This is a genomic window from Streptomyces scopuliridis RB72 (assembly GCF_000718095.1).
In the GTDB taxonomy this organism is placed as follows: domain Bacteria; phylum Actinomycetota; class Actinomycetes; order Streptomycetales; family Streptomycetaceae; genus Streptomyces; species Streptomyces scopuliridis.
This window is the reverse complement of record NZ_JOEI01000012.1, coordinates 78,167-100,453: the sequence shown is the minus strand read 5'-3', so window position 1 is coordinate 100,453 and position 22,287 is coordinate 78,167. Positions and strand designations below refer to the sequence as shown.

Annotated in this window: 16 protein-coding genes, 2 tRNA genes and 1 pseudogene; 8 read left to right on the top strand and 11 right to left on the bottom strand. The window is 69.5% G+C overall.

Annotated elements, in window-relative coordinates:
• Nucleotides 1–167: 167 nt before the first annotated feature.
• The 3 genes from IF11_RS0116705 to pepN form a co-directional block, all read right to left on the bottom strand.
• Nucleotides 168–3,479 (bottom strand): S8 family serine peptidase, encoded by a 3,312-nt coding sequence (locus tag IF11_RS0116705; protein WP_030352400.1) that lies wholly within the window; start codon nucleotides 3,477–3,479, stop codon nucleotides 168–170.
• 272 nt (nucleotides 3,480–3,751) lie between these two features.
• Nucleotides 3,752–4,885, bottom strand: a complete 1,134-nt coding sequence (locus IF11_RS0116700) for a hypothetical protein (RefSeq protein ID WP_030352399.1) — start codon at nucleotides 4,883–4,885, stop codon at nucleotides 3,752–3,754.
• A 133-nt stretch (nucleotides 4,886–5,018) separates the two neighbouring features.
• Nucleotides 5,019–7,619, bottom strand: a complete 2,601-nt coding sequence (gene pepN / locus IF11_RS0116695) for an aminopeptidase N (RefSeq protein WP_030352398.1) — start codon at nucleotides 7,617–7,619, stop codon at nucleotides 5,019–5,021.
• 149 nt (nucleotides 7,620–7,768) lie between these two features.
• On the opposite strand from pepN, the gene IF11_RS0116690 reads away from it, so the two are divergent.
• A complete protein-coding gene (locus IF11_RS0116690; RefSeq protein ID WP_030352397.1) occupies nucleotides 7,769–8,392 on the top strand; it encodes a mycothiol-dependent nitroreductase Rv2466c family protein in 624 nt (207 codons plus the stop codon).
• A gap of 154 nt (nucleotides 8,393–8,546) precedes the next feature.
• On the opposite strand, the gene IF11_RS0116685 is transcribed toward IF11_RS0116690, so the two are convergent.
• Nucleotides 8,547–9,188, bottom strand: coding sequence for a superoxide dismutase (locus IF11_RS0116685; protein ID WP_030352396.1), 642 nt, complete (start codon nucleotides 9,186–9,188; stop codon nucleotides 8,547–8,549).
• A 293-nt stretch (nucleotides 9,189–9,481) separates the two neighbouring features.
• Here IF11_RS0116685 and IF11_RS0116680 point away from each other — a divergent pair, with 293 nt between their 5' ends.
• Entirely contained in the window at nucleotides 9,482–10,066 is a 585-nt protein-coding gene (locus tag IF11_RS0116680; protein WP_030352395.1) for a biotin transporter BioY, read from the top strand.
• Between the two features lie 25 nt (nucleotides 10,067–10,091).
• Here IF11_RS0116680 and IF11_RS36710 read toward each other — a convergent pair.
• Together IF11_RS36710 and IF11_RS0116670 are read right to left on the bottom strand one after the other, a co-directional pair.
• Nucleotides 10,092–10,325 (bottom strand): annotated as a pseudogene (locus IF11_RS36710) (response regulator transcription factor); the annotation flags it as partial.
• The gene (locus tag IF11_RS0116670; protein ID WP_078490729.1) at nucleotides 10,313–11,359 is read right to left on the bottom strand and encodes a sensor histidine kinase; all 1,047 of its coding nucleotides are present in this window, start codon (nucleotides 11,357–11,359) and stop codon (nucleotides 10,313–10,315) included. The gene IF11_RS0116670 and the pseudogene IF11_RS36710, both read right to left, overlap by 13 nt.
• 109 nt (nucleotides 11,360–11,468) lie before the next feature.
• Here IF11_RS0116670 and IF11_RS0116665 point away from each other — a divergent pair, with 109 nt between their 5' ends.
• The gene (locus tag IF11_RS0116665) at nucleotides 11,469–13,004 is read left to right on the top strand and encodes a serine hydrolase domain-containing protein (RefSeq protein ID WP_106979188.1); all 1,536 of its coding nucleotides are present in this window, start codon (nucleotides 11,469–11,471) and stop codon (nucleotides 13,002–13,004) included.
• Here IF11_RS0116665 and IF11_RS0116660 read toward each other — a convergent pair.
• The gene (locus IF11_RS0116660; protein WP_030352392.1) at nucleotides 12,952–14,400 is read right to left on the bottom strand and encodes an amino acid permease; all 1,449 of its coding nucleotides are present in this window, start codon (nucleotides 14,398–14,400) and stop codon (nucleotides 12,952–12,954) included. The genes IF11_RS0116665 and IF11_RS0116660 overlap by 53 nt on opposite strands.
• Nucleotides 14,401–14,589: 189 nt before the next feature.
• On the opposite strand from IF11_RS0116660, the gene IF11_RS0116655 reads away from it, so the two are divergent.
• Entirely contained in the window at nucleotides 14,590–15,078 is a 489-nt protein-coding gene (locus IF11_RS0116655) for a ribose-5-phosphate isomerase (RefSeq protein ID WP_030352391.1), read from the top strand.
• Between the two features lie 106 nt (nucleotides 15,079–15,184).
• Nucleotides 15,185–15,994 carry an Fpg/Nei family DNA glycosylase gene (locus IF11_RS0116650; protein WP_030352390.1) on the top strand — a complete coding sequence of 270 codons (810 nt, stop codon included), beginning with the start codon at nucleotides 15,185–15,187 and terminating at the stop codon, nucleotides 15,992–15,994.
• A gap of 17 nt (nucleotides 15,995–16,011) precedes the next feature.
• Here IF11_RS0116650 and IF11_RS0116645 read toward each other — a convergent pair whose 3' ends face one another.
• Nucleotides 16,012–17,247 carry a GNAT family N-acetyltransferase gene (locus IF11_RS0116645; protein ID WP_030352389.1) on the bottom strand — a complete coding sequence of 412 codons (1,236 nt, stop codon included), beginning with the start codon at nucleotides 17,245–17,247 and terminating at the stop codon, nucleotides 16,012–16,014.
• Between the two features lie 105 nt (nucleotides 17,248–17,352).
• On the opposite strand from IF11_RS0116645, the gene IF11_RS0116640 reads away from it, so the two are divergent.
• The gene (locus tag IF11_RS0116640; protein WP_030352388.1) at nucleotides 17,353–18,498 is read left to right on the top strand and encodes a PP2C family protein-serine/threonine phosphatase; all 1,146 of its coding nucleotides are present in this window, start codon (nucleotides 17,353–17,355) and stop codon (nucleotides 18,496–18,498) included.
• Nucleotides 18,499–18,626: 128 nt separating this feature from the next.
• Here IF11_RS0116640 and IF11_RS0116635 read toward each other — a convergent pair whose 3' ends face one another.
• Both IF11_RS0116635 and IF11_RS0116630 read right to left on the bottom strand, forming a co-directional pair.
• The gene (locus IF11_RS0116635) at nucleotides 18,627–19,850 is read right to left on the bottom strand and encodes a cation:proton antiporter (RefSeq protein ID WP_037727916.1); all 1,224 of its coding nucleotides are present in this window, start codon (nucleotides 19,848–19,850) and stop codon (nucleotides 18,627–18,629) included.
• Between the two features lie 186 nt (nucleotides 19,851–20,036).
• The gene (locus IF11_RS0116630; protein ID WP_030352386.1) at nucleotides 20,037–21,209 is read right to left on the bottom strand and encodes an acyltransferase family protein; all 1,173 of its coding nucleotides are present in this window, start codon (nucleotides 21,207–21,209) and stop codon (nucleotides 20,037–20,039) included.
• A gap of 456 nt (nucleotides 21,210–21,665) precedes the next feature.
• On the opposite strand from IF11_RS0116630, the gene IF11_RS0116625 reads away from it, so the two are divergent.
• Complete coding sequence (locus IF11_RS0116625; RefSeq protein ID WP_030352385.1) at nucleotides 21,666–21,860, top strand: hypothetical protein; 195 nt, start codon at nucleotides 21,666–21,668, stop codon at nucleotides 21,858–21,860.
• A 92-nt stretch (nucleotides 21,861–21,952) separates the two neighbouring features.
• Here IF11_RS0116625 and IF11_RS0116620 read toward each other — a convergent pair.
• Nucleotides 21,953–22,023, bottom strand: a tRNA-Gly gene (locus IF11_RS0116620).
• 151 nt (nucleotides 22,024–22,174) lie between these two features.
• Between IF11_RS0116620 and IF11_RS0116615 the strand changes: the two genes are divergently transcribed.
• Nucleotides 22,175–22,251: transfer RNA gene (locus IF11_RS0116615), tRNA-Pro, on the top strand.
• Nucleotides 22,252–22,287: the final 36 nt, after the last annotated feature.

Sequence of the window (22,287 nt, the reverse complement as noted above, 5' to 3'; positions counted from 1 at the left end):
TGGGGCTCCTTCATTCGCGACTGTCCCGGGCACATGTCCCGCTTCATCATGCGTCTGTCCCGGGGCGGCTTGTCCAATCCATTGTCCAGGGAGCGGACAGGAGGGGCGGGCGCCCGTATGGACGCCCGCCCCCTGGTGCCGCTCTCAGTTTCTTACGTTACGTCCCGTTACGGGGTAACGCTCTCGATGATCACACTGCCGGTGCCCGCGGCCGTGCCGCGCGCGTTGAGCAGCTGGACCTCGCCGAAGAACTGCCGGCCCGCCGGGGCCGCGCTGTTCACCAGAACCTCGGCCGCGACCTGCGCCGAAGCGCCGCTGGCGAGCTTGACGGGACCATCCGCCTTGACCGAGCCGAGCGAGGCCGAGTAGTACACGTCGCGGTAGTCGTACGCCGTGGACCCGGCCGGGACCGCGTAGGCGTCGATGGTGATCGTGTACGTACCGGCCGCCGGGTTGACCAGGCTGACGGACTCCACCGAGCCGGCCGTCGTGGACTGGCCGAGGGTCCGGCCGTCCTTCTCGACATAGAGGTCGAGGTCGGCGCCCGTGTCGGTCGTGCCGCCGATCGCGATGTCGAGCCGCTCGACGCCCGCACCGATGGTGACGGTCGTCTCCTGCTGCTCGCCGTCCGCGATCGTCGGACGGGAGACCTTCGCCGAGCCCAGCGAGCCGCCGCCGAGCGTGCCGTCGATGGCGGCGTAGCCGTTGCTGACCTTCCAGGACACCGGGGCCGGGGTGCCGATCTTCGCCTCGGGGATCGTGGTGACCGCCGGGTCGAAGGCCGCGCCCATCAGCGTCGCGTCCAGCGTGTACGGGTTGTCCAGCAGCGGCGACGTACGGCGCGACTCGACCTCGATCTCCCAGACACCGGGCTGCGGGTCCGGGTACGAACGCACATCCGGGCGGCAGGTGTTGGCCGGGTTCGGGTAGTTCGGGTAGCAGAAGATCGTCGAGCTGTTCTCCATCTGCACGCCGTACGGGCTGATGGCGATGAACCGGGTCTGGCTGTCCTTGGCGAGTCCGCCGAGCGCCACCTCCAGGGTCTTCGCGCCCGCCGGCACCGTCACGAAGTACGACTTCGAGGCGTTGCGCTGCACCGAGCCCGACGCCGAGAACGCGTACGCCGGCTTGGCCAGCTCCTTCGAGACGACCACGGTGGTGAGGACCTGCTTGTCCACGCCCTCCGTACGACGGTCGTCGATCTCCAGAATCGCACTGTGCACCCCGGCGGTACCGGGCCTGGCCTGCACGGTCACGGTCACCGGCTGGTTCAGCGGCAGCTTGATCCGGTCGCTGCCGAGCAGCCGGAAGGTCTTGTCGTCGTACTTCCACTTCAGCCGGTGCTCCAGCGCGCCCTTGGCGCCGGTGGTCCGGGTGACGGTGATGTCGTACGTCCGGCTCTGGCCGGCCTTCAGACCGCCCTCGCGGTCGTACAGACCGGTGCCGAAGCCCGGGGTCTTCAGGTACTGGTCGAGCGCCGTGTCGACCGGGGCCTTGACCGTGTACTCGTGGGCGGTGGCGCCCTTCTCGATGGACTTCCACGCGCGCACGACGTCGATCAGACCGGCGCCCTGCTCATGTGCCTGGAGGCCGGGGATCTTGGTGGCGCTGCTGGTGAGCGCCGTCCGCAGCGTGGCGGGGGTGAGACCGATCTTCTTCTGCTTGGCGGCGGAGAGCAGCAGCGCGCTCGCGCCCGTGGCCTGCGGAGAGGCCATCGAGGTGCCCTGGAGCATGGAGTAGCCGGGCGGCAGCTGGTAGCCCGCCTCGGCGACCGGGCCGCCGGCGGTCCAGGTCTGGGTGGTGTTGATGGCCGCGCCCGGAGCGGTGAGGGTCGGCGTGAAGCCGCCGTCCTCGCGGGGGCCGCGGGCCGAGAACGGCAGCAGACCGTACTTCGTCGTCACACCGGAGCCGTAGTTGGCGGCCCAGGTCTCCTTGGAGATCGATGCGGCGACGGAGATGACCTTGTCGGCCAGGGCCGGGTCACTGATGGTGTTGGTGCCCGGACCGTCGTTGCCGGCCGAGATCACGAGCTGCACGCCGTACGTGTCGATGAGCCGCGTGTACAGCTGGGCGCGGGCGTTGTTGCCGTCGTTGAGCGGCGGCAGACCGCCGATCGACATATTGACGATGTCCACACCGCGGTTGGCGACGAGGTCGATCATGCCCTCGGTCAGCGCGACGCTGGTGCAGCCGCCGCTCCAGGAGCAGGCGCGCGAGGACACCAGCTTGGCGCCGGGGGCGGCGCCGTTCATCTTGCCGCCGAAGAGGCCGTTGGCGGCGGTGATCCCGGCGACGTGGGTGCCGTGCGCGCCCTCGATGACACCGATGTTGACGAAGTCGGACTTGGCGCCGGCCGCGTTGTAGACGACGTCCTTGCGGATCTCGACCACGAACGGGATGCGCTCGACCACCGGGGTGGCCGGGTTGTCCGTACCGAAGTAGCCGACCTGGAAGCCGTCCTTGTACGGCTTCATGACGGCGTCGTTGGTGAAGTCGCCGTCGTTGTTCAGGTCGACGCGTACGGTCCCCTTGGCCGGGTCGTAGAGCACGCCCCAGGTGTCGGTGGTGTCACCGTCACGGTTGAGGTCGCCCGCCATGTCGCCGCCCAGGGTGGCGTCCTCGCGGAACACGCGGTACTTGTACGAGCCCGCCGGGGCCTTCCACGTACGGCCGTCCGCCGTAAAGGACGGACCCGACACCGCGGTGTCCATCCGGCGCCAGGTGCCGTCGTTGTCGGACACCGGGTCCGTGGCGGTCACCCAGTCGACGATCTTGCGCTCGCCGGTGGTGGTCTTCTGGAGCGCGGGATGGCCCAGGTCGACCCCCGAGTCCAGGATGCCGATGGTGACACCGCGGCCGTCGGCCTTCGGGTTCTTCTTGACGAAGTCCACCGCGCCGGTCTCGAAGGACGGGTTGTACGGGTTCTTCGCCGGGGTCTTGCTGCTCGGCGCCGGGTACTTCGTGGCGGCCGAACCGGTGGCGCCCTTCGCGGCCTTCGCCGTGTCCGCCGCGGGCGTCGGGTCGTCCAGCACGATCTCCTGGTTGAGATCGATGCCGTGGACGGAGGAGAGCTTCTGGGCCGCCCTGATCGCGGCGTCCGCCTTGCCGGTGGGGAGCGTGGCCCGTACGTAGCCGAGCTTGTCGTACGTCTTGCCGACCACGGCGCCCTCGATGGCGTCCAGTTGACCGGCGACCTGCTCGGTCGCCCCCGGTGCGGTGGCGACCATCATCGTGATGTTCTTCTCGCCCTTGGCCTTCGCCTTGGCGAGCAGATCGGCGTCGGCCGCCCCGAGCTTGTCGGAAGTGCCGGAAGCGGGGGACGACTTGACGGGTGCGGCCGGGTCATCGGCGCCCGTCGCGGAGAAGGCGGGCACCGCACCGGTGGCTATCAGCGCGGCCACCAGACCGGCGGCCGCCGCGACCCTGGCCACGCGTCTCGGCCCGGATATGGAGCTCTCGGATTCGGAGGTCATCAGCATCCCTGTGTCGTGAAAGAGACAGTCCGGAATTCGGTACCGGATGACCGCTCAGCTTTTCGTAAGTGACAGGGGTTTGTGGAGGGTTGTCAGGGGCGAGTTTCAGTCATGGCGGACACCCGCCAGTGCGGCGTGTGCGCCACCGGGGACCAATGGGGCGAAATCTGTGCTGGTGCTGGTGCTGGTGCCGACGTGCGGGTGCCGGGTGCTGGGTGCCGGTCGGCGCGGGCCGGTGCCGCCGCTACGGCCGGCACCTGCCCGCGCCTTCGCCGCGTTCATCTCGGCAGGATGACCACCTGCGCGGCCGGATCCCGGTCGTTCGCCGCCATCAAGGCCGTACGGACCACCGTCGCCTGCTGATCCAGCGCCTCCCGCAGCTTCCTGGGCGTGAGATGGACGACCGTGATCCCGAGCCGCTCCAGATGCTCGCGCTTACGGACGGCCGCCGCCCACTGCTCGTCCTCGTCGTCCGTCCGTTCGGCGTCCCGGCCGCCCGGCCTCGGTGCCCGGGTGTCCAGCTCGACCGCGACCGCCTGGTCCGGCCAGTAGGCGTCCACGCCGCCCAGATGCGGTCCGCCCGGCAGCCGTAGATCCACGTTCCACAGCGGCTCCTGGAGCCCGTACACCCGCACCAGTTCATACAGCCTGCCCTCGGCCAGCGTCCGCCCCTCGGCGAGCAGGGAGTCCACCGCGTCCACCACATGCTGCCGCGCCAGCAGCCCGGACTGGCTCAGCTCCCGTACCACCAGGGCCGGTTCGCAGTGCCCGGCGCGGACCGCCTCGGTCAGCAGCGTGACGACGGCGTCCGCGTCGGACGACTCCGCGACCGCGTCGGCCAGCGCACGCCCCACCGGAGCCACCGGCATCCCGTCGATCCGCTCGGGCCGCGGCAGGGAGTGGGCCCGGATCAGCCGGGCGTACCCCGTGGACCGCAGCCGCCGGGTGCGCGGTACGAGCACATCGACGTGGTCCAGCGAGAGCAGCGGGGGAGCGGACGAGAATCCGTACAGCGACAACGCCGCCAGCCCCGTGATCATCACCGCGCCGTACGGAGACACCGAAGTTGGCGACGTTGAAGTGGACGAGGCCGAGGACGCGGAGGTGGCGGACGCCGCGAGCCGGCCGGGCTGGGCGGGCACACCCCGGGAGCTCTCCGCGCTCGGCCGCCCCGCGTACAGCAGTACCGCCTGGAGCCGCTCCTCGGCGGTCGGCGGGCCCGCGTGCAACAGGAAGACGCCCGGCAGCGGTTGCTGCCAGGGGCCGCCGGGCCGGCACTGAGCGGTGGCCCGGCCGCCCGGGACGCCGCGCTCACGCAGCTGCGCGAGCGAGAGCACACGACTCCGCACATCATCGGAGAGGTGGCCGAGGTGGCTGAGGCGGTGGGGGGAGACCGGGGTGTTGTTGTTCATGTCCCGGTGTCTCCCCCTACTCAGGCGTCCCTCTAACCCCTGTTACCCGTTTGTCGGCAAAACCGGACAAGATCGTCCTAAAGTAAGGGCGTTCGACTGCCGATCAGGGGCCCGTCCGGACGTCCCTGTGCCGTCAGCCGGCGGTCGCCGTGTCGCACTCCTGACCGCGCAGCGCACGCGCCAGATCGTCCGTCGCCTCCAGCACCAGCCTGCGCAGCGCGGGAGCCGCCTCACGGTGCGTATCCAGCCACGCCGTCGCCGCGTCCAGGGTCCGGCGGTCTCCCTGGAGCCCCGGGAACAGCCCGCGCACCACATCCATGGCGATCTGGATCGAGCGCTCGGCCCACACCCGCTCGATGACCTCGAAGTACTTCGCGGCGTACGGCGCGAGCAACTCCCGCTGGTTCGGCCGGCCGAAACCGGCGATCGTCGCCTCGACCAGCGCGTTCGACAGCGCGTCCGACTCGACGACCTGCGCCCACGCCTGCGCCTTGACGGCGGCCGAGGGCCGGGCCGCCAGACAGCGCACCTGATGGCGCTTGCCCGACGCCGTGTCGTCGCGGGCCAGTTCGGCGTCGATGACGGACTCGTCCGCCCGCCCGTGTGCGGCCAGCGGCCCCAGGAAGGCCCAGCGCAGCTCCTGGTCGACATCGAGACCGTCGATCTTCGCCGTACCGTCCAGCAGCCCGCGCAGCAGCTGGAAGTCCGCGTCCGACGACGCGACGGAGGCGAAGAAGCGCGCCCAGGTCAGCTGGTGTTCGCTGCCGGGCTCGGACAGCCGCAGCTCGCGCAGCGCGCCCTCGGCCAGCAGCCGCCCGCCCTCCTCGCGCCAGGCCGGTGCCGCGTAGTGCGTGAGCGCCGACTCGGCCCAGGCGTGCAGCATCTGGAGCACGCCGATGCCCGTCTCGCGGCCCGCGTGGGTGAGCACCAGACCGATGAAGTCCCGGGCCGGCATGAGCGCGTCGCGCGTGAGGTTCCAGAGCGCGGACCAGCACAGGGCGCGGGCGAGCGGGTCGGTGAGGTCCGCGAGATACGCGCGCAGGGTGTCCAGCGAGCCCGCGTCGAAGCGGATCTTGCAGTACGTCAGATCGTCGTCATTGACGAGGATCAGCTCCGGCCGTTCCGCGCCCGCCAGTTCGGTGACGACCGTACGCGGCCCGGCCACATCCGTCTCGGTACGGGCGAACCGTACGAGCTCGCCCTCCGGCGTACGCCGGTACAGCCCGATGGCCACCCGGTGCGGCCGGAGCTCCGGATGCGACTCCGCGGCGTCCTGCACCACGGCCAGCTCAGTGATCCGCCCCTCGGCGTCGAAGATCACCTGCGGGGTGAGCGAGTTGAGCCCGGCGGTTTCCAGCCATGAGCGGGACCAGCCCGCCATGTCCCGCCCGGACGTCTCCTCCAGTACGGAGAGCAGATCGTCCAGTCGCGTGTTCCCGTACGCGTTCCGCTTGAAGTAGCGCCGGGCGCCCTCCAGGAACGCGTCCTGGCCGACGTACGCCACCAGTTGCTTCAGCACCGACGCGCCCTTGGCGTACGTGATGCCGTCGAAGTTCAGCTTGGCGTCCTCCAGATCACGGATGTCGGCCGTGATCGGATGGGTGGACGGCTGCTGGTCCGCGCGGTACGCCCACGCCTTGCGGTTGTTGGCGAAGGTCGTCCAGCCATTGGTGAAGCGGGTCGCCCCCACCTGCGCGAACGAGCCCATGAAGTCCGCGAACGACTCCTTCAGCCACAGGTCGTCCCACCACCGCATGGTCACCAGATCGCCGAACCACATGTGCGCCATCTCGTGCAGGATGGTGTTCGACCGGCGCTCGTACGACGCCTGGGTCACATGCCCGCGGAAGATGTACTCCTCGCGGAACGTCACCAGACCGGGGTTCTCCATCGCACCGAGGTTGTACTCGGGCACGAACGCCTGGTCGTACTTCCCGAACGGATACGGGTAGTCGAAGTGGTCGTGGAAGAAGTCCAGGCCCTGCTTGGTGATCAGGAAGACATCGTCCGCGTCGAAGTGCCGGGCGAGGCCCTTGCGGCACATCGCGCCGAGCGGGATCTCCAGGACCGTGCCGTCGTCGAACGTACGGCGGTAGGAATCGGTCACATAGTGGTACGGACCGGCCAGGACCGCCGTGATGTACGTCGAGATCGGCTTCGTCTCCGCGAAGTGCCACACCCCGTCGGTCAGCGTGCCCTCGCCATTGCTCCACGCGGTCCAGCCCTCGGGCGCGGTCACCCGGAAGCGGTACGGGGCCTTGAGGTCAGGCTGCTCGAAATTGGCGAAGACCCGGCGCGCGTCGGCCGGCTCGTACTGCGTATAGAGATAGACCTCGCCGTCCTCCGGGTCGACGAAGCGGTGCATGCCCTCGCCGGTACGGCTGTACGCGCACTGCGCGTCCACCACCAGGACGTTCTCCGCCAGCAGACCCTCCAGCGCGATCCGCGAGCCGTCGAAGACGGCGGCCGGGTCGAGCTCCGTCCCGTTGAGCGTCACGGCGCTCACGCCCGGGGCGATCAGATCGGCGAAGGTGGCGGCCCCGGGCTCGGCGCAGCGGAACCGGATCGTCGTCACGGAGCGGAAGGTCCGCGGCGGAGTGTCCGCTCCCGGTTCGCCCGAGCCCGGCACCTCGCCGACCGCCGAGCGCAGGTCGAGGTCCACCTCATACCCGTCGACAGTCAGCAGGCGGGCCCGCTCGCGGGCCTCTTCGCGGGACAGGTTCTCACCGGGCACGGTCACTCCTTTGTGGCTCGCCTTCTTGGCTCGTCCGAAACAGCAACGATCCTCGCACGCGCCACTGACGTGCGGCATCCGGGAATGCCCCCGGCGGCCCGGGGCGTTGCCGCTGTGAGGTGCATCCGCAGCCGTTCTTGAGGAGAGACATGTCCGAGAAGACCCCCGTCGACTTCTGGTTCGACCCGCTGTGCCCCTGGGCCTGGATGACCTCCCGCTGGGTCCTCGAAGTCCAGAAGGTCCGCGATATCGAGGTCCGCTGGCACGTGATGAGCCTGGCCGTCCTCAATGAGGACAAGGACATCCCCGAGGAGTACCGCGAGGGCCTCGCGAAGGCCTGGGCCCCGGTCCGTGTGGTCATCGCCGCTCAGCAGAAGCACGGCGACAAGGTCGTGGGACCGCTGTACACCGCGCTCGGTACCCGCTTCCACAACCAGGGTGAGGGCAGCTCCCGCGAGGCGATCGTCGGCGCCCTGGCGGACGTGGGCCTGCCCGCCGATCTGATCGACTACGCCGACTCCGACACGTACGACAAGGAGCTGCGCGCCTCCCACAAGGAGGGCATCGACAAGGTCGGCCAGGAGGTCGGTACGCCGGTCATCGCCGTCCCCGGCGCGGACGGCGAGCAGATCGCCTTCTTCGGCCCGGTCGTCACCCCGGCGCCCAAGGGCGAGGAAGCGGCGAAGCTCTGGGACGGCACGCTGATGGTCGCGTCGATCCCGGGCTTCTACGAGATCAAGAGGACGAGGACGCAGGGCCCCATTTTCGACTGACCCATATCTGCCCGGTTATCTGCTCGATTCCACAGAAGGACCCCCGCGAGTCACGTCCTCGCGGGGGTCCTTCCTCATTCCGCCCGCACGTGAAAGGTGAGAAGACGATCACGAGCAGGACGCGTACGGCCCGGGGCGGCACGGCCCGCCGGGTCTACGGCGCGAGCAGCAGGTTGTGGGCGCGCTCCTTGGCGGACGCGTAACGCTTCGCCACGTCCTGCCAGTTGACGACCCGCCACATGGCCTCGATGAAGTCCACCTTCTGGTTCTTGTACTGGAGGTAGAAGGCGTGCTCCCAGGCGTCGAAGACCAGGACCGGTACCGAGCCCTGGCCGACATTGCCCTGGTGGTCGTAGACCTGCTCGACGATCAGCCGGCCGCTGACCGGCTCGTACGCCAGCACGCCCCAGCCCGAGCCCTGGGTGGTCGCGGCGGCCTTGGTCAGCTGGGACTTGAAGCCGGCGAAGGAGCCGAAGGACTCGGCGATCGCGTCCGCCAGATCGCCGACGCCGTCCGCGGCGAGCGGCTCGCCGCCGCCGTCACCGGTCATGTTGTGCCAGTAGATCGAGTGGAGGATATGGCCGGAGAGATGGAACGCGAGGTTCTTCTCCAGCCCGTTGATCGCTCCCCAGGACTCCTTGTCGCGCGCCTCCGCGAGCTGTTCGAGCGTGTCGTTGGCGCCCTTGACGTAGGCCGCGTGGTGCTTGTCGTGGTGCAGCTCGATGATCTGCGGATTGATGACCGGTTCGAGCGCCGCGTAGTCGTACGGAAGTTCAGGAAGCGTGTATACCGCCATGGTCAAACCCTCCGGCCTCTTATTGCACATCTTATGCAAGTGCACGCTAGCAGCAACAGAACCGCGTGCTGATCAGGCGATGGTCCTAGGTCCGCCGTGCCGTCCCCGTGCCGCGAGGCCCGCGTCGGAGCGGCACTTTGTGCCACCTCCGACAATGCGCTGACCTCCCCTTTGTGGGCGAGTGACGGTGATACGGCGCGGGGCCGTCGGTTACCGTCGGGCTGTTCGGTGCCTGAAGCCCGAGCCTTCCCCCCGACGTCGGAAGCCCGGCGTCCCACGACCGCGGAGACCCCATGAGTACTGCTGCCGCAGCCCCCCGTACCGGAGCGGTCCTCGCCGATCTGCTCCCCGCCACCCGCACCCGGGACATCGCCCTGGTCGTCGGGGGAGCGGTGCTCACCGGAGTGGCGGCGCAGATAGCCGTCCCCGTCCCCGGCTCGCCCGTCCCGGTCACCGGCCAGACCTTCGCCGCGCTGCTCGTCGGCACCGCCCTGGGCGCCCGCCGCGGTTTCCTCTCCCTCGCGCTCTACGCCGTGGTCGGCATGGCCGGAATGCCGTGGTTCGCGGAGGGCCGCTCGGGTCTGAGCTTCGCCTCCTTCGGCTATGTCCTCGGCATGCTGCTCGCCGCCACGGTGGTGGGCGCGCTGGCCCGCCGCGGCGGCGACCGCTCCGTACCGCGTACGGCAGGCACGATGGTGCTCGGCTCGGTGATCATCTACGCGGTGGGCGTGCCCTACCTGGCGCTGTACACCGGGATGTCACTGAGTGCCGCCGTCAGCGCCGGTCTGGTGCCCTTCCTGCTCGGGGACGCGCTCAAGGCCGCCCTGGCGATGGGCGCGCTGCCCGCCGCGTGGAAGCTCATCGGCCGCCGCGGCTGACGTCACCTGAAGGCCGACGCGCCGGTCACGCGCGGAGGTAGGTGAGGACCGCGAGCACGCGGCGGTGCCCCTGGCCGTCGAGGCGGAGTTCGAGTTTCTGCAGGATGCTGCTGACGTGTTTGTTCACCGCCGCTTCGGTGACGTACAGCTCGCGGGCGATCTCGGCGTTGGCGTGGCCCTCGGCCATGAGGGCGAGGACTTCGCGTTCCCGTGGAGTGAGCCGTTGTAAGGGGTCGTGGCGGCGGTTCAGGAGCTGGCGTGCACCCGGGCTTGGGTCGCGTGGCTGTGTTTGGTGGTGTTGGCCAGGGCTTCGGCGATCACGAAGTATGCGGTGGTCTCCACGGAGACGGGCACACGGCGGGGAAGGCGGATGTCGGCCGTGACAGGCAGGGCGGAGCGGGTGGCGAGGTTCTCGACCGCCGCTGCCAGACCGTGGTCGGTGAGGGCTTTGGGGTGGACGCCGCGACTCAGCTCGCGCAACTCGTCAACAGCGAGGGTGACTTGTTCCTGGGCGTCGACGAGCTGCCCGGCCAGGGGGGAGCCGGGCTCGGCATCGAGGCGGGCCAGGCCGAGCATCACATTGAGGGAGACGAGCCGCTGCTGCGCTCCGTCGTGCAGGTCCCGCTCGATCCGGCGTCGCTCCGCGTCGAAGGCGTCGACCAGACGTGCCCTGGAGGCTCGTACGTCGGTCAGCCGGCGTCCCAGTTCGCTGTCGCGGGGCGCCAGCATGAGACGCGTGATCGCGGCCCTCGCACCGGCCCAGGCGGTGATGGTGTACGGCGCCGCGGGCAGCAGACACAGGCCGACGATCAGCAAGGGCCAGGCACCGGGATCGTCGGCCGGCGACACCATCACCAGCACGGGGACGACCAGGGCGAAACCCAGGACGAGGAAATCCATCCACCACAAGGCGGTCAACGACACCGCGGTGAAGCCGAGCTCGCGCCAGGTCGCCGGCTCCCGCAGCCGCGTGTACAGCCATCCGCGCAGCCCGGCTCGCTCGGGGGCCTGGTGAGGGTCCGGCACCGGGTCCAAGTCCACGAGGCGCAGGCGCCACCGCTCGAAGCGGGTGACGACGATGCCGGACAGCGCGACGCCGAGCAGGAGCACCGCCCCCACGGCCACGATCAGCGAAACGACCCCCGCGACCAGCATCATCACCAGGACGGTCGTGGTGATGGCGCCGAAGACGACCCCGGACAGCAGGTAGGCGAACGCCCGCCAGGGCCAGCTGGAGCCGAGCACTTTCAGCGGAGTCTGGGCCAGGGCCTGCCACGCGGTTCGGTGTCGCACGCGCCGACGGTACCGGGGCAGGGAACGTCAAGCGGTAGTGCCGGCACTACCTTTGGACTCCCGTGTACGCCAAAGCGCCGACCGGGGCCGAACCGGTGCACTGGGCTCCATGAAGATGTTCACCGACCGCACCGGCGCCCGTCACCGACTGGCTGCCCTGGTGGCCGCGCTCGGCATCGCGGCCGCGTTGTCCGCCGCCGCGCCCGCCTCCGCCGCGAAACCCGCCGCCACCCTGGATCCGCTCGCCATCGACCGTTACGTACGGGACTACATGGAGCAGACGGATCTGCCGGGCGCAGTGGTTGCCGTGACCAAAGGTGACCGGGTTGTGCACACCGCCGGTTATGGGCACGCCGCGTCCGGGCAGGCCATGACCGCACAGACGCGCATGCCGGTGGCGTCGCTGTCGAAGTCCATGACCGCTCTTGCCGTCATGCGGCTCGTCGAGGCGGGCAAGGTCGACCTGGACCGGCCCGTGCACCGCTACCTGCCCGAGTTCACCATGGCCGACCAGCGCGCCAAAAAGATCACCGTCCGGCAGCTGCTGACCCAGACCTCCGGCATGGCCGACTCCGCCTACCCCGATCTGACCCGCGCCCAACCGCACACGCTCAAGGAGGCGGTCGCCGCGATGCGCGAGGCGCGCCTGGCCGCCGCGCCCGGCACCGAGAACAACTACCACAACCCCAACTATTTCGTCGCGGCCCGCCTGGTCGAGGTGGTCAGCGGACAGCCCTTCGCCGACTACCTGTCCGCGGAGATCTTCCAGCCGCTGCGCATGTCGCACACCGCCTCCGTCGACACCACCGACGGCATGCCCGATCGAGCCCGCGGCTACGTCCGCCTGTACGGCACGGTGCTCTCCCGTCCCCACCCCCGCTGGTTCACCGCCGGCGGCCACGGCGTCGTCACTACGGCCGACGACCTCTCGCAGTGGCTGATCGCCCAGAACAACCAGGGCGTGTCCGCCGACGGCCGGCGCATCGCCGCCGCACGCACCATCGACCTCACGCACACTCCGCCCAAGACACCGCGGGACAGCCACTACGCGATGGGCTGGTCGGAGAGCACGCAGGACGATGAGCCCAGGGTGATCCAGCACACCGGCCAGCTCCTGACCCACAACTCGATCGCGACCCTGCTGCCCGACAGCGGGATCGGGATCGCGGTCGTCACCAACACCGGCATGATCTCCGGGGACGACGCCCCCCAGATCTCGCAGGGCCTCGTCGACCTCGCCCGGGGCGAGAACCCTGAGGTGGCCAAGCCGTTTTCCATGACGGCCGATTGGGTCCTCGGGGCCCTCACCCTGCTGGCTACGGGCCTCGGCGTCCGTGGCGTCCTTCACGCCCGCCGATGGGCTCGGCGCACCGCACGGCAACCGTGGTGGCGAGTGACGCCGCGGATGCTGCCGTACACATTTCCCCTCCTGCTCCTCACGCAACTCGCCCCCCTCTTCGGCCTGTTGATGAACCGCTCCGGAACCCTGGCACAGGTCACCTACGCCTGGCCCGCCCTGGTCATCTGCACGGTTGTGACCGCCCTCGCCTCGACCACGGTGATCGCCGCACGGGGGCTCGCGGCCTTTCGCCTCAGCCGTCGACTTCCGCCGCCGTCTTCTCCCGCCGCCCGCGCGCGTCCTTGACCAGCGCGATCGCCACCACGAGCGCCGCCACCAGCAGCGACAGCAGCACCTGCTCGCGCGCCGTGTCGTCGGTCAGCATGTAGACCAGCACGAACGAGATCATCGCGATCGTCGCCCAGGTCAGATACGGGAAGAGCCACATCCGTACGACCAGCTTCTCCGGCGCCTCGCGCAGGATGATCCCGCGCATCCTCAGCTGCGTGAAGCAGATCACCAGCCAGACGAACAGCGCCACCGCGCCCGACGAGTTGAGCAGGAACGCGAAGACCGTGTCGGGCCACTGGTAGTTGAAGAAGACGGCGACGAACCCGAAGAGGACGGACGACAGGATCGCGGCCGTGGGGACACCGCGCGCGTTCGTCCGGGCGAACGCCTTGGGCGCGTCCCCGCGCAGGCCGAGCGAGAAGGCCATCCGGGACGCCGTGTAGAGACCGGAGTTCAGACACGACAGGACGGCCGTCAGCACGATGAAGTCCATCACCTGCCCGGCGTGCGGGATCCCGATCGAGTTCAGCGCCGCGACGTACGAGCCCTCCTTGAGGATCGACGGATCGTTCCAGGGCAGCAGCGTCAGCACGACGAAGATGGAGCCCAGATAGAAGACGGCGATCCGCCAGATCACGCTGTTGGTCGCCTTGGCGACGGCCCGCTGCGGGTTCGAGGACTCCCCGGCGGCGAGCGTGACGATCTCGCTGCCCATGAAGGAGAAGACGACCATCAGCACGCCGGTCAGGATCGCGCCGGGCCCCTTGGGCAGGAATCCGCCGCTGTCCGTGAGATGCGCGAGACCCGCGCCCGGATTGTCGGACCCCGGCAGCAGTCCGAAGACGGCGAGCAGACCGATGACCACGAACGCCCCGATCGCCACGACCTTGATGCCGGCGAACCAGAACTCGAACTCACCGTACGAGGCCACCGACGCGAGGTTCGTGGCGGTCAGTACGACCATCACGATCAGCGCCCACGCCCACTGCGGGACGGCCGGTATCCAGCCCTCCAGGATCTGGGCGCCGGCGGTCGCCTCGACCGCCAGCACCACCACCCAGAAGAACCAGTAGAGCCAGCCGATGGAGAACCCGGCCCAGCGGCCGAGCGCCTGGTCCGCGTAGGCGGAGAAGGATCCGGAGCTGGGCCGCGCCGCGGCCATCTCACCGAGCATGCGCATGACGAGTACGACCATCAGGCCGACCAGCGCGTACGACAGCAGGATGCCGGGACCCGCGGCGGCGATACCGGAAGCGGAGCCGACGAACAGCCCGGCGCCGATCACTCCACCGATCGCGATCATGGACAGATGACGGTTCTTGAGACCGGCTTGCAGGCCGTCGGAGGACTGCGGATTCCCAGGCTCGCTGGGCGTTCCGCCTTCCTTCGTGGGGGACGGCAGGGAGGTCATGCGGCAATCCTTACGTCTACGGTCCACTCAAGTAATGAGTTCCGGCATTCAAGCGTCCGGCCCCCCGATGGCGGAAGTGGCTATTCCGTTTCTTTACCCGGGGGCGTACGCGGGGTTACCGGAGTATTGATCCCGCTGACCGCTACCCAGCGGAGCGCGAGCCACACCCCGCGTGCCACACTTCGGTCCATGCGCGTGTATCTCGGTTCCGACCATGCCGGCTACGAACTCAAGAACCACCTCGTCGAGTGGCTCACGGCCCACGGCCACGACCCCGTCGACTGCGGACCCCACATCTATGACGCCGAGGACGACTATCCGCCGTTCTGCCTGCGCGCCGCGGAGCGTACGGCCGCGGACCCGGACAGTCTCGGTGTCGTGATCGGCGGCTCCGGCAACGGCGAGCAGATCGCCGCGAACAAGGTCAAGGGTGTCCGTGCCGTCCTCGCCTGGAGCGAGCAGACCGCGGCGCTCGGGCGCGAGCACAACGACGCCAACGTCATCTCCGTCGGCGGCCGGATGCACACGCAGGAAGAGGCGACGAAGTTCGTCGAGATCTTCCTGGCCACCCCGTACTCGGGCCTGGAGCGTCACGCGCGCCGTATCAAGATGCTCACCGACTACGAGTCGACCCACGAGCTGCCGCCGGTCCCGGCCCACCACCCGCAGCAGGACTAGGGCCTGTCCGGACTCACCACGTGCCGCCGGGTCCGCCCCGGCGGCACAGCCATGCCACGGCCCAAGGCCTGTCCGTACACCGAGGACCTGTCACAGAGGAGACCCCGTGCCCGAGGGGCATACGATCCACCGGCTCGCCGAGGACCATCTCGCCCGCTTCGGCGGCCGGCCGGCCCGGGTCAGCAGCCCGCAGGGCAAGTTCTCCGACAGCGCGGCGCTCCTCGACGGCCGGATTCTCGACGCCGTCGACGCCCACGGCAAACATCTCTTCCTCGGCTTCGGCGACCAGGGCTGGGTCCATATCCACCTCGGCCTGTTCGGCAAGGTCGGCTTCGGTGACGCGCCCGCCCCGCCGCCCACGGACACGGTCAGGCTGCGGCTCGCCTCCGACACGGCGTACATGGATCTGCGCGGCCCCACCACCTGCGCCCTGATCACCGCCCCCGAGAAGGAGGCGATACATGACCGCCTCGGCCCGGACCCGCTGCGCCGCACGGACGACGACGAGAAGGCATGGGCCCGGATCTCCCGGTCCCGTACGACCGTCGCCGCCCTGCTCATGGACCAGAAGGTGATCGCGGGCGTCGGCAATGTCTACCGCGCCGAAGTCCTCTTCCGGCACGGCATCGACCCGTACCGCGCGGGCAGGGACCTCACCCGCCGCGAGTGGGACGTGATCTGGGCGGACCTGGTGGCGCTGATGCGGGAGGGGGTACGGAACAACCGGATCGATACCGTCCGTCCCGAGCACACCCCCGAGGCGATGGGCCGCCCGCCGCGCGTCGACGATCACGGCGGCGAGGTGTACGTGTACCGCAGGGCGCGGATGCCCTGCCTGCTCTGCGGCGACGAGATCCGCACCGCGACCCTCGCCGCCCGCAATCTGTTCTGGTGCCCGGGCTGCCAGCAGCGCTGAGCTCCGGCTCCTCCGGCTCAGAACCCGTGGGGCAGCCAGGGCGCGATCTCCGACGAGAACGCGGCCGACGCCTCGCTCAGCGCTCCGGGACGTATCTCCCGTACCCGTCCCGCGCGCGCCAGCGCCGCCAGGGAGACGCCGCCGAGATACGCCGCGCCCAACTCGTTCACGGACAGCGCCAGATCGGCCTGGTCGGCGGTGCGCTCGCAGGTCGCCCCCTTGGCGTCGCCCGACAGCCGCCAACGCCCCTCGTTCCAGGGGCAGAACGCGTCCGTCACCTCGAACACCACATCCACCGGCGTCCGGTACGTACGGGCCTCCAGCGCGGCCCCGACCTCCACCGGCCGCAGATGCAGCGAGTCCCGCAGCCGCAGCCGGCACCGCCGGACGTCGGAGACCAGATACTGGAACGGGTCGTCCGCCGGCCGGTTGCCCGCCCGGACCGCCGACGTCAGATCGATCGAGAAGAGGAAGTCCCAGAGCGACGCGTACGCCACCGGATCCAGCGCGTACAGATCCCGCAGTTCGATCGTGCCCTTGGGGCCCGACCTGTCCCACTCCGGCTTGTTGTGGAAGAGCGTGAACCCCACCACCTCGCCGTCCCGCTCCGCCAGCACGCACTGGAGTGCCGACATACCGTCCCTCACCTTCCCGGCGTCGACGACCGGATGCCGCTCCCAGCCCGGCCGGCGCGCGAGCATCCCCGGCCGCGCCGCGACCTCCGCGGCGTACACCGCCTCGCACGCGTCGCGTACGGCCGGGTCATCCGGTTTCACCCGACGAAGACGTACCTCGTCCGATCCGCCGGGAATCGCGATCCGTACCCGGGAGGTGTCGATCTCCGCCGAGAGATGCTCGGTCGCGACGCCGTATCCGTACCGTCCGTAGATCACCGGCTCGGAGGCCGTCAACACGGCGAGCGGTTCGCCCCACGACCTGACGTCATCGAGCTGGCGCCGCATCATCGACGTCAGCACCCCGCGCCGGCGGTGCGTCGCCGCCACGCTCACCATCGTCACGCCGGCCGCGGGGACCTGGACACCGCCGGGCACCGAGAGCCGGAAGCTGAACGCCCCCGCCGTGCCCACGCACTCGTCGCCGTCCCAGACCCCGACCGAGCGGTCGAACTCGGTGAGATCCCGCATCAGCCGGGTCTCCCCGACGGTCTCCGGGACACCGCCGAACGCGAGCTCCAACGCCCCGTACCAGGTGTCCCATTCGGCCGGTTCCAGTACCCGTAGCTCGATAGTCATATGCCATGAGTACCAGGGGTACGACAACGAGGCGACCCGATTTCGAACACAATGTCACGGGGGTCCCCTGCACGCCGGGCGGGGGGATCGATAGGGTCCACAACAATGGCCGGTGTCGCGGGAGCGGAGTCGTACTCGGCCCGGATGCGCAGGAAGCTGCACCGGGTCCGCAACGGCGTGCGCAAATCCGGGGTCGACTACTTCCGCGGTGACGGCTCCGACTGGATCGCGCTCGTCGGTCTGCTGCTCACCATCCCGGCCATCACGCTCACCACGATCGCCATCCCCGTCTGGTGCGCGCCGTCCGCGCTCGTCCTCCCGATCGTGGCCGGCGGGCTGCTGCTGCGGCCCGCGAGCCTGCTCAGTCTGTACGCGGCGGCCGCCGCCGCGCTGATCGTCGAGTCGATGGTGCTCGGCCCGTATCCGGACGGTCCGGCGCGGGTCACCCCGGGCACAGTGCTGGTGGTCGCCGCCTGCGGGCTCTTCGGACTGCTGATCGCCCAGTTCAGGGCGCGGGTCGGGGTGCCCTGGCGGCGCGGCGGGACGATGCTCTTCGACCTGCGCGAACGGATCAGGGTGCAGAGCGCCCTGCCCCGGCTCCCCAAGGGCTGGCACCGCGAGATGGCGCTGCGGCCGGCCGGTGGCCAGTCCTTCTCCGGCGACTTCGTGGTGGCCGCCCGTACGAACGGCGGCCGGACGCTCGAAGTCGTCCTGACCGATGTCTCGGGCAAGGGCATGGACGCGGGCTCCCGCGCCCTGCTGCTCTCGGGCGCCTTCGGCGGACTCCTCGGCTCGCTCCCGCCGCACAGCTTCCTCCCGGCGGCCAACGGTTATCTGCTCCGGCAGGACTGGGACGAGGGCTTCGCCACCTCCATCCATCTCGTCCTCGATCTGGACTCGGGCGACTTCGAACTGCTGTCGGCGGGCCATCTGCCCGCCCTCCAGCTCCACGCGGGCAGTGGCCGCTGGGAGGAGAAGTCGGGTGAGGGCCCGCTGCTCGGGGTGTACGACGGGGCGCAGTTCGACTCGGCCAAGGGCTCCCTGCGCCCCGGCGACGTGCTGATGCTCTTCACGGACGGGCTGGTCGAGGCCCCGGGCCGCGATCTGGGCGAGGGCATCGACCGCCTCACGGGCGAGGCCGACCGCTATGTCGTGCCGGGCTTCGAGGGCGCGGCCTGGCATCTGATCGAGGCGGTCGCGAAGGACGTGAACGACGACCGCGCGCTGCTGCTGATCTGCCGCGAGGCATAACCCCCGTCAGACACTGACCCGCACCGCCAGACACTGACCCGCACACAGAACTCCCCTCCGCCGTCTCGGGCGGAGGGGAGTGCGGTGGGTGGTACGGGCCGTCGCGGGTGGTGGTAAAAGCATGGGCGTCAGCTCGTCACCGGTGCCTCCCTGCCGCCCGAATCCTTGGCGTACAAGGGCTCGCTGCCCCCGGGACCTCCGCCGTCGCCGCCCTTCCCGCCACCCGGCAGGATCCGGGCCAGCCAGTGCGACCTGCCCGCCGCCAGCGGGCCGAGGACCGCGAGGACCAGGACATATCCCGCGATGAACGGAGCGAGCCGGCTGTCGAGGCCCGCGCCCGCCGCCATCGTGGCGAGGATCAGCGCGAACTCGCCCCGGGCCAGCAGGGTCGTCGAGATGTTCGCCGCGGGCTGGGCGCCGAAACCGAAGATCCTGGCCGCGGTCAGCCCCGCGGCGACGTTCATCACCAGGGTCACGGCCGCCGCGGCGAGTACGGGCCACAGCACCGTCGGCAGATCTCCCGGGTTGATCGACAGCCCGAAGGCGAAGAAGAAGATCGCGCCGAACGCGTCCCGCAGCGGATGGACGAGCTTGCGGATGCGGGGGCCCGAGGTGGTGCCGCCGAGCATCAGACCGACCATGAACGCGCCGATGGCGTCCGCGACCCCGAACCACTCGGAGACACCGGCCACGAGGACCGCCGCGCCGAGGAAGGAGATGACGAGCAGCTCGTCGTCCTTGGTGTTCATGAGCCGTCCGACGACCTTCGTGCCGAACCGGGCGGCGAGCGCCAGCAGCAGCAGGAAGCCGAACGCCTTCCCGCCGTCCATGACGGCGGCCGAGGCGCTGTCCGCACCCGACAGGATGGGCTGGAGCGCGGCGAGATAGAGGGCCAGGAAGATGTCCTCGACCACGATGATGCCGAGGATCGGTTTGGTCTCCGGGTTGCCGATCCGGCCCATGTCGACGAGGACCTTGGTGACGATCGCGGACGAGGAGATACCGAGCACACCGGCGAGCACCAGCGCCTCCGACGTACCCCAGCCGAGGGCGAAGCCGAAGCCGAGGCCGGCGCCCACGTTCAGCGCGAGATACGCGCCGCCGGCGAGGGCCATCTTCCGGCCGCCCGCCTTGAGGTCGTCCAGATGGAATTCCAGGCCCAGGTAGAAGAGCAGCAGGACCAGCCCGAGGGCGGAGAGCATCTCCAGCTCGTGCGGGTCCTTGACCAGCACGATGCCGGGGGTGTGCGGGCCGAGCAGGATCCCGGCGAGGATGAACAGGGGAATAGTGGGTAGCTCGATACGGCTGCCCAGACGGGCGAGTACGGCGGCGGCGAGGAAGGCGCCGCCCATGGCTATGAGGGTCTCTGCGTGTCCGATGGGATCGTTCCTCCGTCAAGTCAAAGATGCGTCAAGGAATCGTCAGTAATTAGTTTACCAAACGGTTTACTGAGCAACTGTGGACATGGGAACGGACCGGACGGGCCGGGGCTGGACGGGGCTGGTCGGGCCGGGGCCGGAAGGGCCGGCGCGCGCGGCTTACCGAGAAGCCTCCCGCTTGAACGCCCACCGCATCTCGGGCTCGGTGACGCAGCGCAGCAGCCGCCGGACCGGAGGCGTGCACAGCAGCGTCACCGCGGCGGCGGCCGCGACGGTCAGCGCGACCTTCCCGGCGGGACCGGACAGCCAGGGGTACGCGTCGAAGAGACCGCCGTACACCGCGCCCTTGACCAGGAATCCGTGCAGCAGATAGCCGCAGATCGTGCCCGCGCCCAGCGCCGTGAACCACGTCCGGCGGCGGGGCACCCATGCCAGGAATCCGGCCGTCAGCAGCAGTGAGCAGCCGAAGAGCGCGAACGTCATCACGGGCCCGGCCCACCAGGGGGCGTCCAACTGCTGGGCACTGGCGCTGTGGTAGAGCCAGCCGGCCGGCATCCGGGGGGCCGCCCAGTACGCGAAGACCAGCGCGCCCGCGAACAGCGGCACGGCGAGCATCCGGACCTCGCGCCGCCGCACCAGCTGGAAGTGCTCGGGCTTGAGCAGCAGCCCCAGGACGAAGTACGGCGCGAACTGGAGCACGCGCTGGAGGTTGAGGTCCTCGCCGATGCCCGGTGTGAGCGACGCCAGCGAGGCGACGGCGAGCGCCACCGTCAGCGGGTACCGCAGCGTGCGCCAGAGCGGGGTGGTCAGCCGCCAGATGAACAACGCGGCCAGGAACCAGGTGAGATACCAGGGGTCGAGCAGGCTGATGGGCTGGTCCGGGCTGTCGTCCGCGTACCGCTTGAAGAGCGAGTACGCCACCTCGAAGACCACGTACGGCACGGCGACCCCGGTCACCAGGCGCCTGATCTGGTGCGGGCGGGCGGCGAAACTCCGGGAGAAGTAGCCGGAGATGAGGATGAAGGCCGGCATGTGGAAGGCGTAGACGGCCAGATAGAGCGCGCGCGTCGTCCGGCTGCCGTCCATGACGGGTTCCCAGAAGTGCGCCACCGCCACCAGAACGATCGCCAGGTACTTGGCGTTGTCGAAGAACGCGTCCCGCTTGGTGGACGTCGCGTGCGGATCCATGGCCGGACCGGCGGGCCGCTGCCCGGTCGGCACCGGCGTGTCGGCCACCGCCGACGGTCTGGTTCCGGCGGCGGATTCCACCTCCGCGGCCGGGGAGGAGCGAGGGATCGGGGACGTCTCATAGGTATGTGGCGCCGGAAACATTTGAGGCACCCTAGCGGCGCTCAAACCAATTCGTAAAACCTCCTCGGCAGGTAACCGATTCGAATCTGAAACCGCCGACAACCGGGCGATATGCCCTGGTTAATCAGTGTTAAAGGGGGCATATCTGCGGGATTGATCGCGCGCCGTCGACCCCGGTCAATGTGTCCGTCGGCCGGTCATTCGAAATAAGGAGAATGGGTTGTGAATGAGCTGTGTGCATAGGGAAACGATCGATTCGAATTCGCGTCCAGGCGCTCTTCGCGCGTGGGCGGTCCGCGCGCGCCGCGGTCGCGCGGAACCCGGCGCGCGGGGGGCGCGGTTGGCGCGATCGCGATCACATTGATTCGTCACCGGCCAACATCCGCACGGAGGTTGATGGCACGATGGTCGGAGCGGGGGTGTGGCGTGCGCGCTCCCCGGGGCTGGGCCAGGCGACCGACCGAGGGTGTGATCAGTGTGGCCATTTCGCTGTCTGTGGTGGTTCTGTTGGCGGTCATCCTCGTGGTGCTCATTCGCGGCGGCTCGATCAAGGCCGGCCCCGCGATAGTCGCGATCCTGTTCGGCTTCTTCCTCGCCTCCACCAACATCGCTCCGTCGGTGAACAGGTTCCTCAACTCCCTGGCCGACACGATCAACCAGATCCGCTTCTAGCGCTGCCGGCGGCGGAAACAAGGAGAGCCGGTCTCCGTGTCGTACGGAAACCGGCTCCGACCCGTATGTTCCTACCGGGCGTTCCTGCCAAGAGCGGGCGACGGGAATCGAACCCGCGTAGCTAGTTTGGAAGACTAGGGCTCTACCATTGAGCTACGCCCGCACGTGTCGTGCCGCAGGTCATGCGGCCTCGGTACGGACCACATCGTAGCGGGTCCCGGGCGCTCGCCGCACACCGGTAAAGCGGCGGTCAAAGCACCGGTCAAAGCGGTCGGCCGCACCCTCGCGGGCATGTACCCTACGTGTCGCACCGACGGGGTGTGGCGCAGCTTGGTAGCGCGTCCGCTTTGGGAGCGGAAGGTCGTCGGTTCGAATCCGGCCACCCCGACCATCTTTTCAAGATCGCATCCACAAGATCACATTGTGG

Excerpts from the sequence above, each read along its gene's own strand:
- IF11_RS0116705 (WP_030352400.1), bottom strand. The coding sequence starts at position 3,479 with ATGCTGATGACCTCCGAATCCGAGAGCTCCATATCCGGGCCGAGACGC.
- IF11_RS0116655 (WP_030352391.1), top strand. The coding sequence starts at position 14,590 with ATGCGCGTGTATCTCGGTTCCGACCATGCCGGCTACGAACTCAAGAAC.
- IF11_RS0116630 (WP_030352386.1), bottom strand. The coding sequence starts at position 21,209 with ATGTTTCCGGCGCCACATACCTATGAGACGTCCCCGATCCCTCGCTCC.
- IF11_RS0116700 (WP_030352399.1), bottom strand. The coding sequence starts at position 4,885 with ATGAACAACAACACCCCGGTCTCCCCCCACCGCCTCAGCCACCTCGGC.
- IF11_RS0116645 (WP_030352389.1), bottom strand. The coding sequence starts at position 17,247 with ATGACTATCGAGCTACGGGTACTGGAACCGGCCGAATGGGACACCTGG.
- IF11_RS0116685 (WP_030352396.1), bottom strand. The coding sequence starts at position 9,188 with ATGGCGGTATACACGCTTCCTGAACTTCCGTACGACTACGCGGCGCTC.
- IF11_RS0116665 (WP_106979188.1), top strand. The coding sequence starts at position 11,469 with ATGAAGATGTTCACCGACCGCACCGGCGCCCGTCACCGACTGGCTGCC.
- IF11_RS0116690 (WP_030352397.1), top strand. The coding sequence starts at position 7,769 with ATGTCCGAGAAGACCCCCGTCGACTTCTGGTTCGACCCGCTGTGCCCC.
- IF11_RS0116635 (WP_037727916.1), bottom strand. The coding sequence starts at position 19,850 with ATGGGCGGCGCCTTCCTCGCCGCCGCCGTACTCGCCCGTCTGGGCAGC.
- IF11_RS0116680 (WP_030352395.1), top strand. The coding sequence starts at position 9,482 with ATGAGTACTGCTGCCGCAGCCCCCCGTACCGGAGCGGTCCTCGCCGAT.
- IF11_RS0116660 (WP_030352392.1), bottom strand. The coding sequence starts at position 14,400 with ATGACCTCCCTGCCGTCCCCCACGAAGGAAGGCGGAACGCCCAGCGAG.
- IF11_RS0116640 (WP_030352388.1), top strand. The coding sequence starts at position 17,353 with ATGGCCGGTGTCGCGGGAGCGGAGTCGTACTCGGCCCGGATGCGCAGG.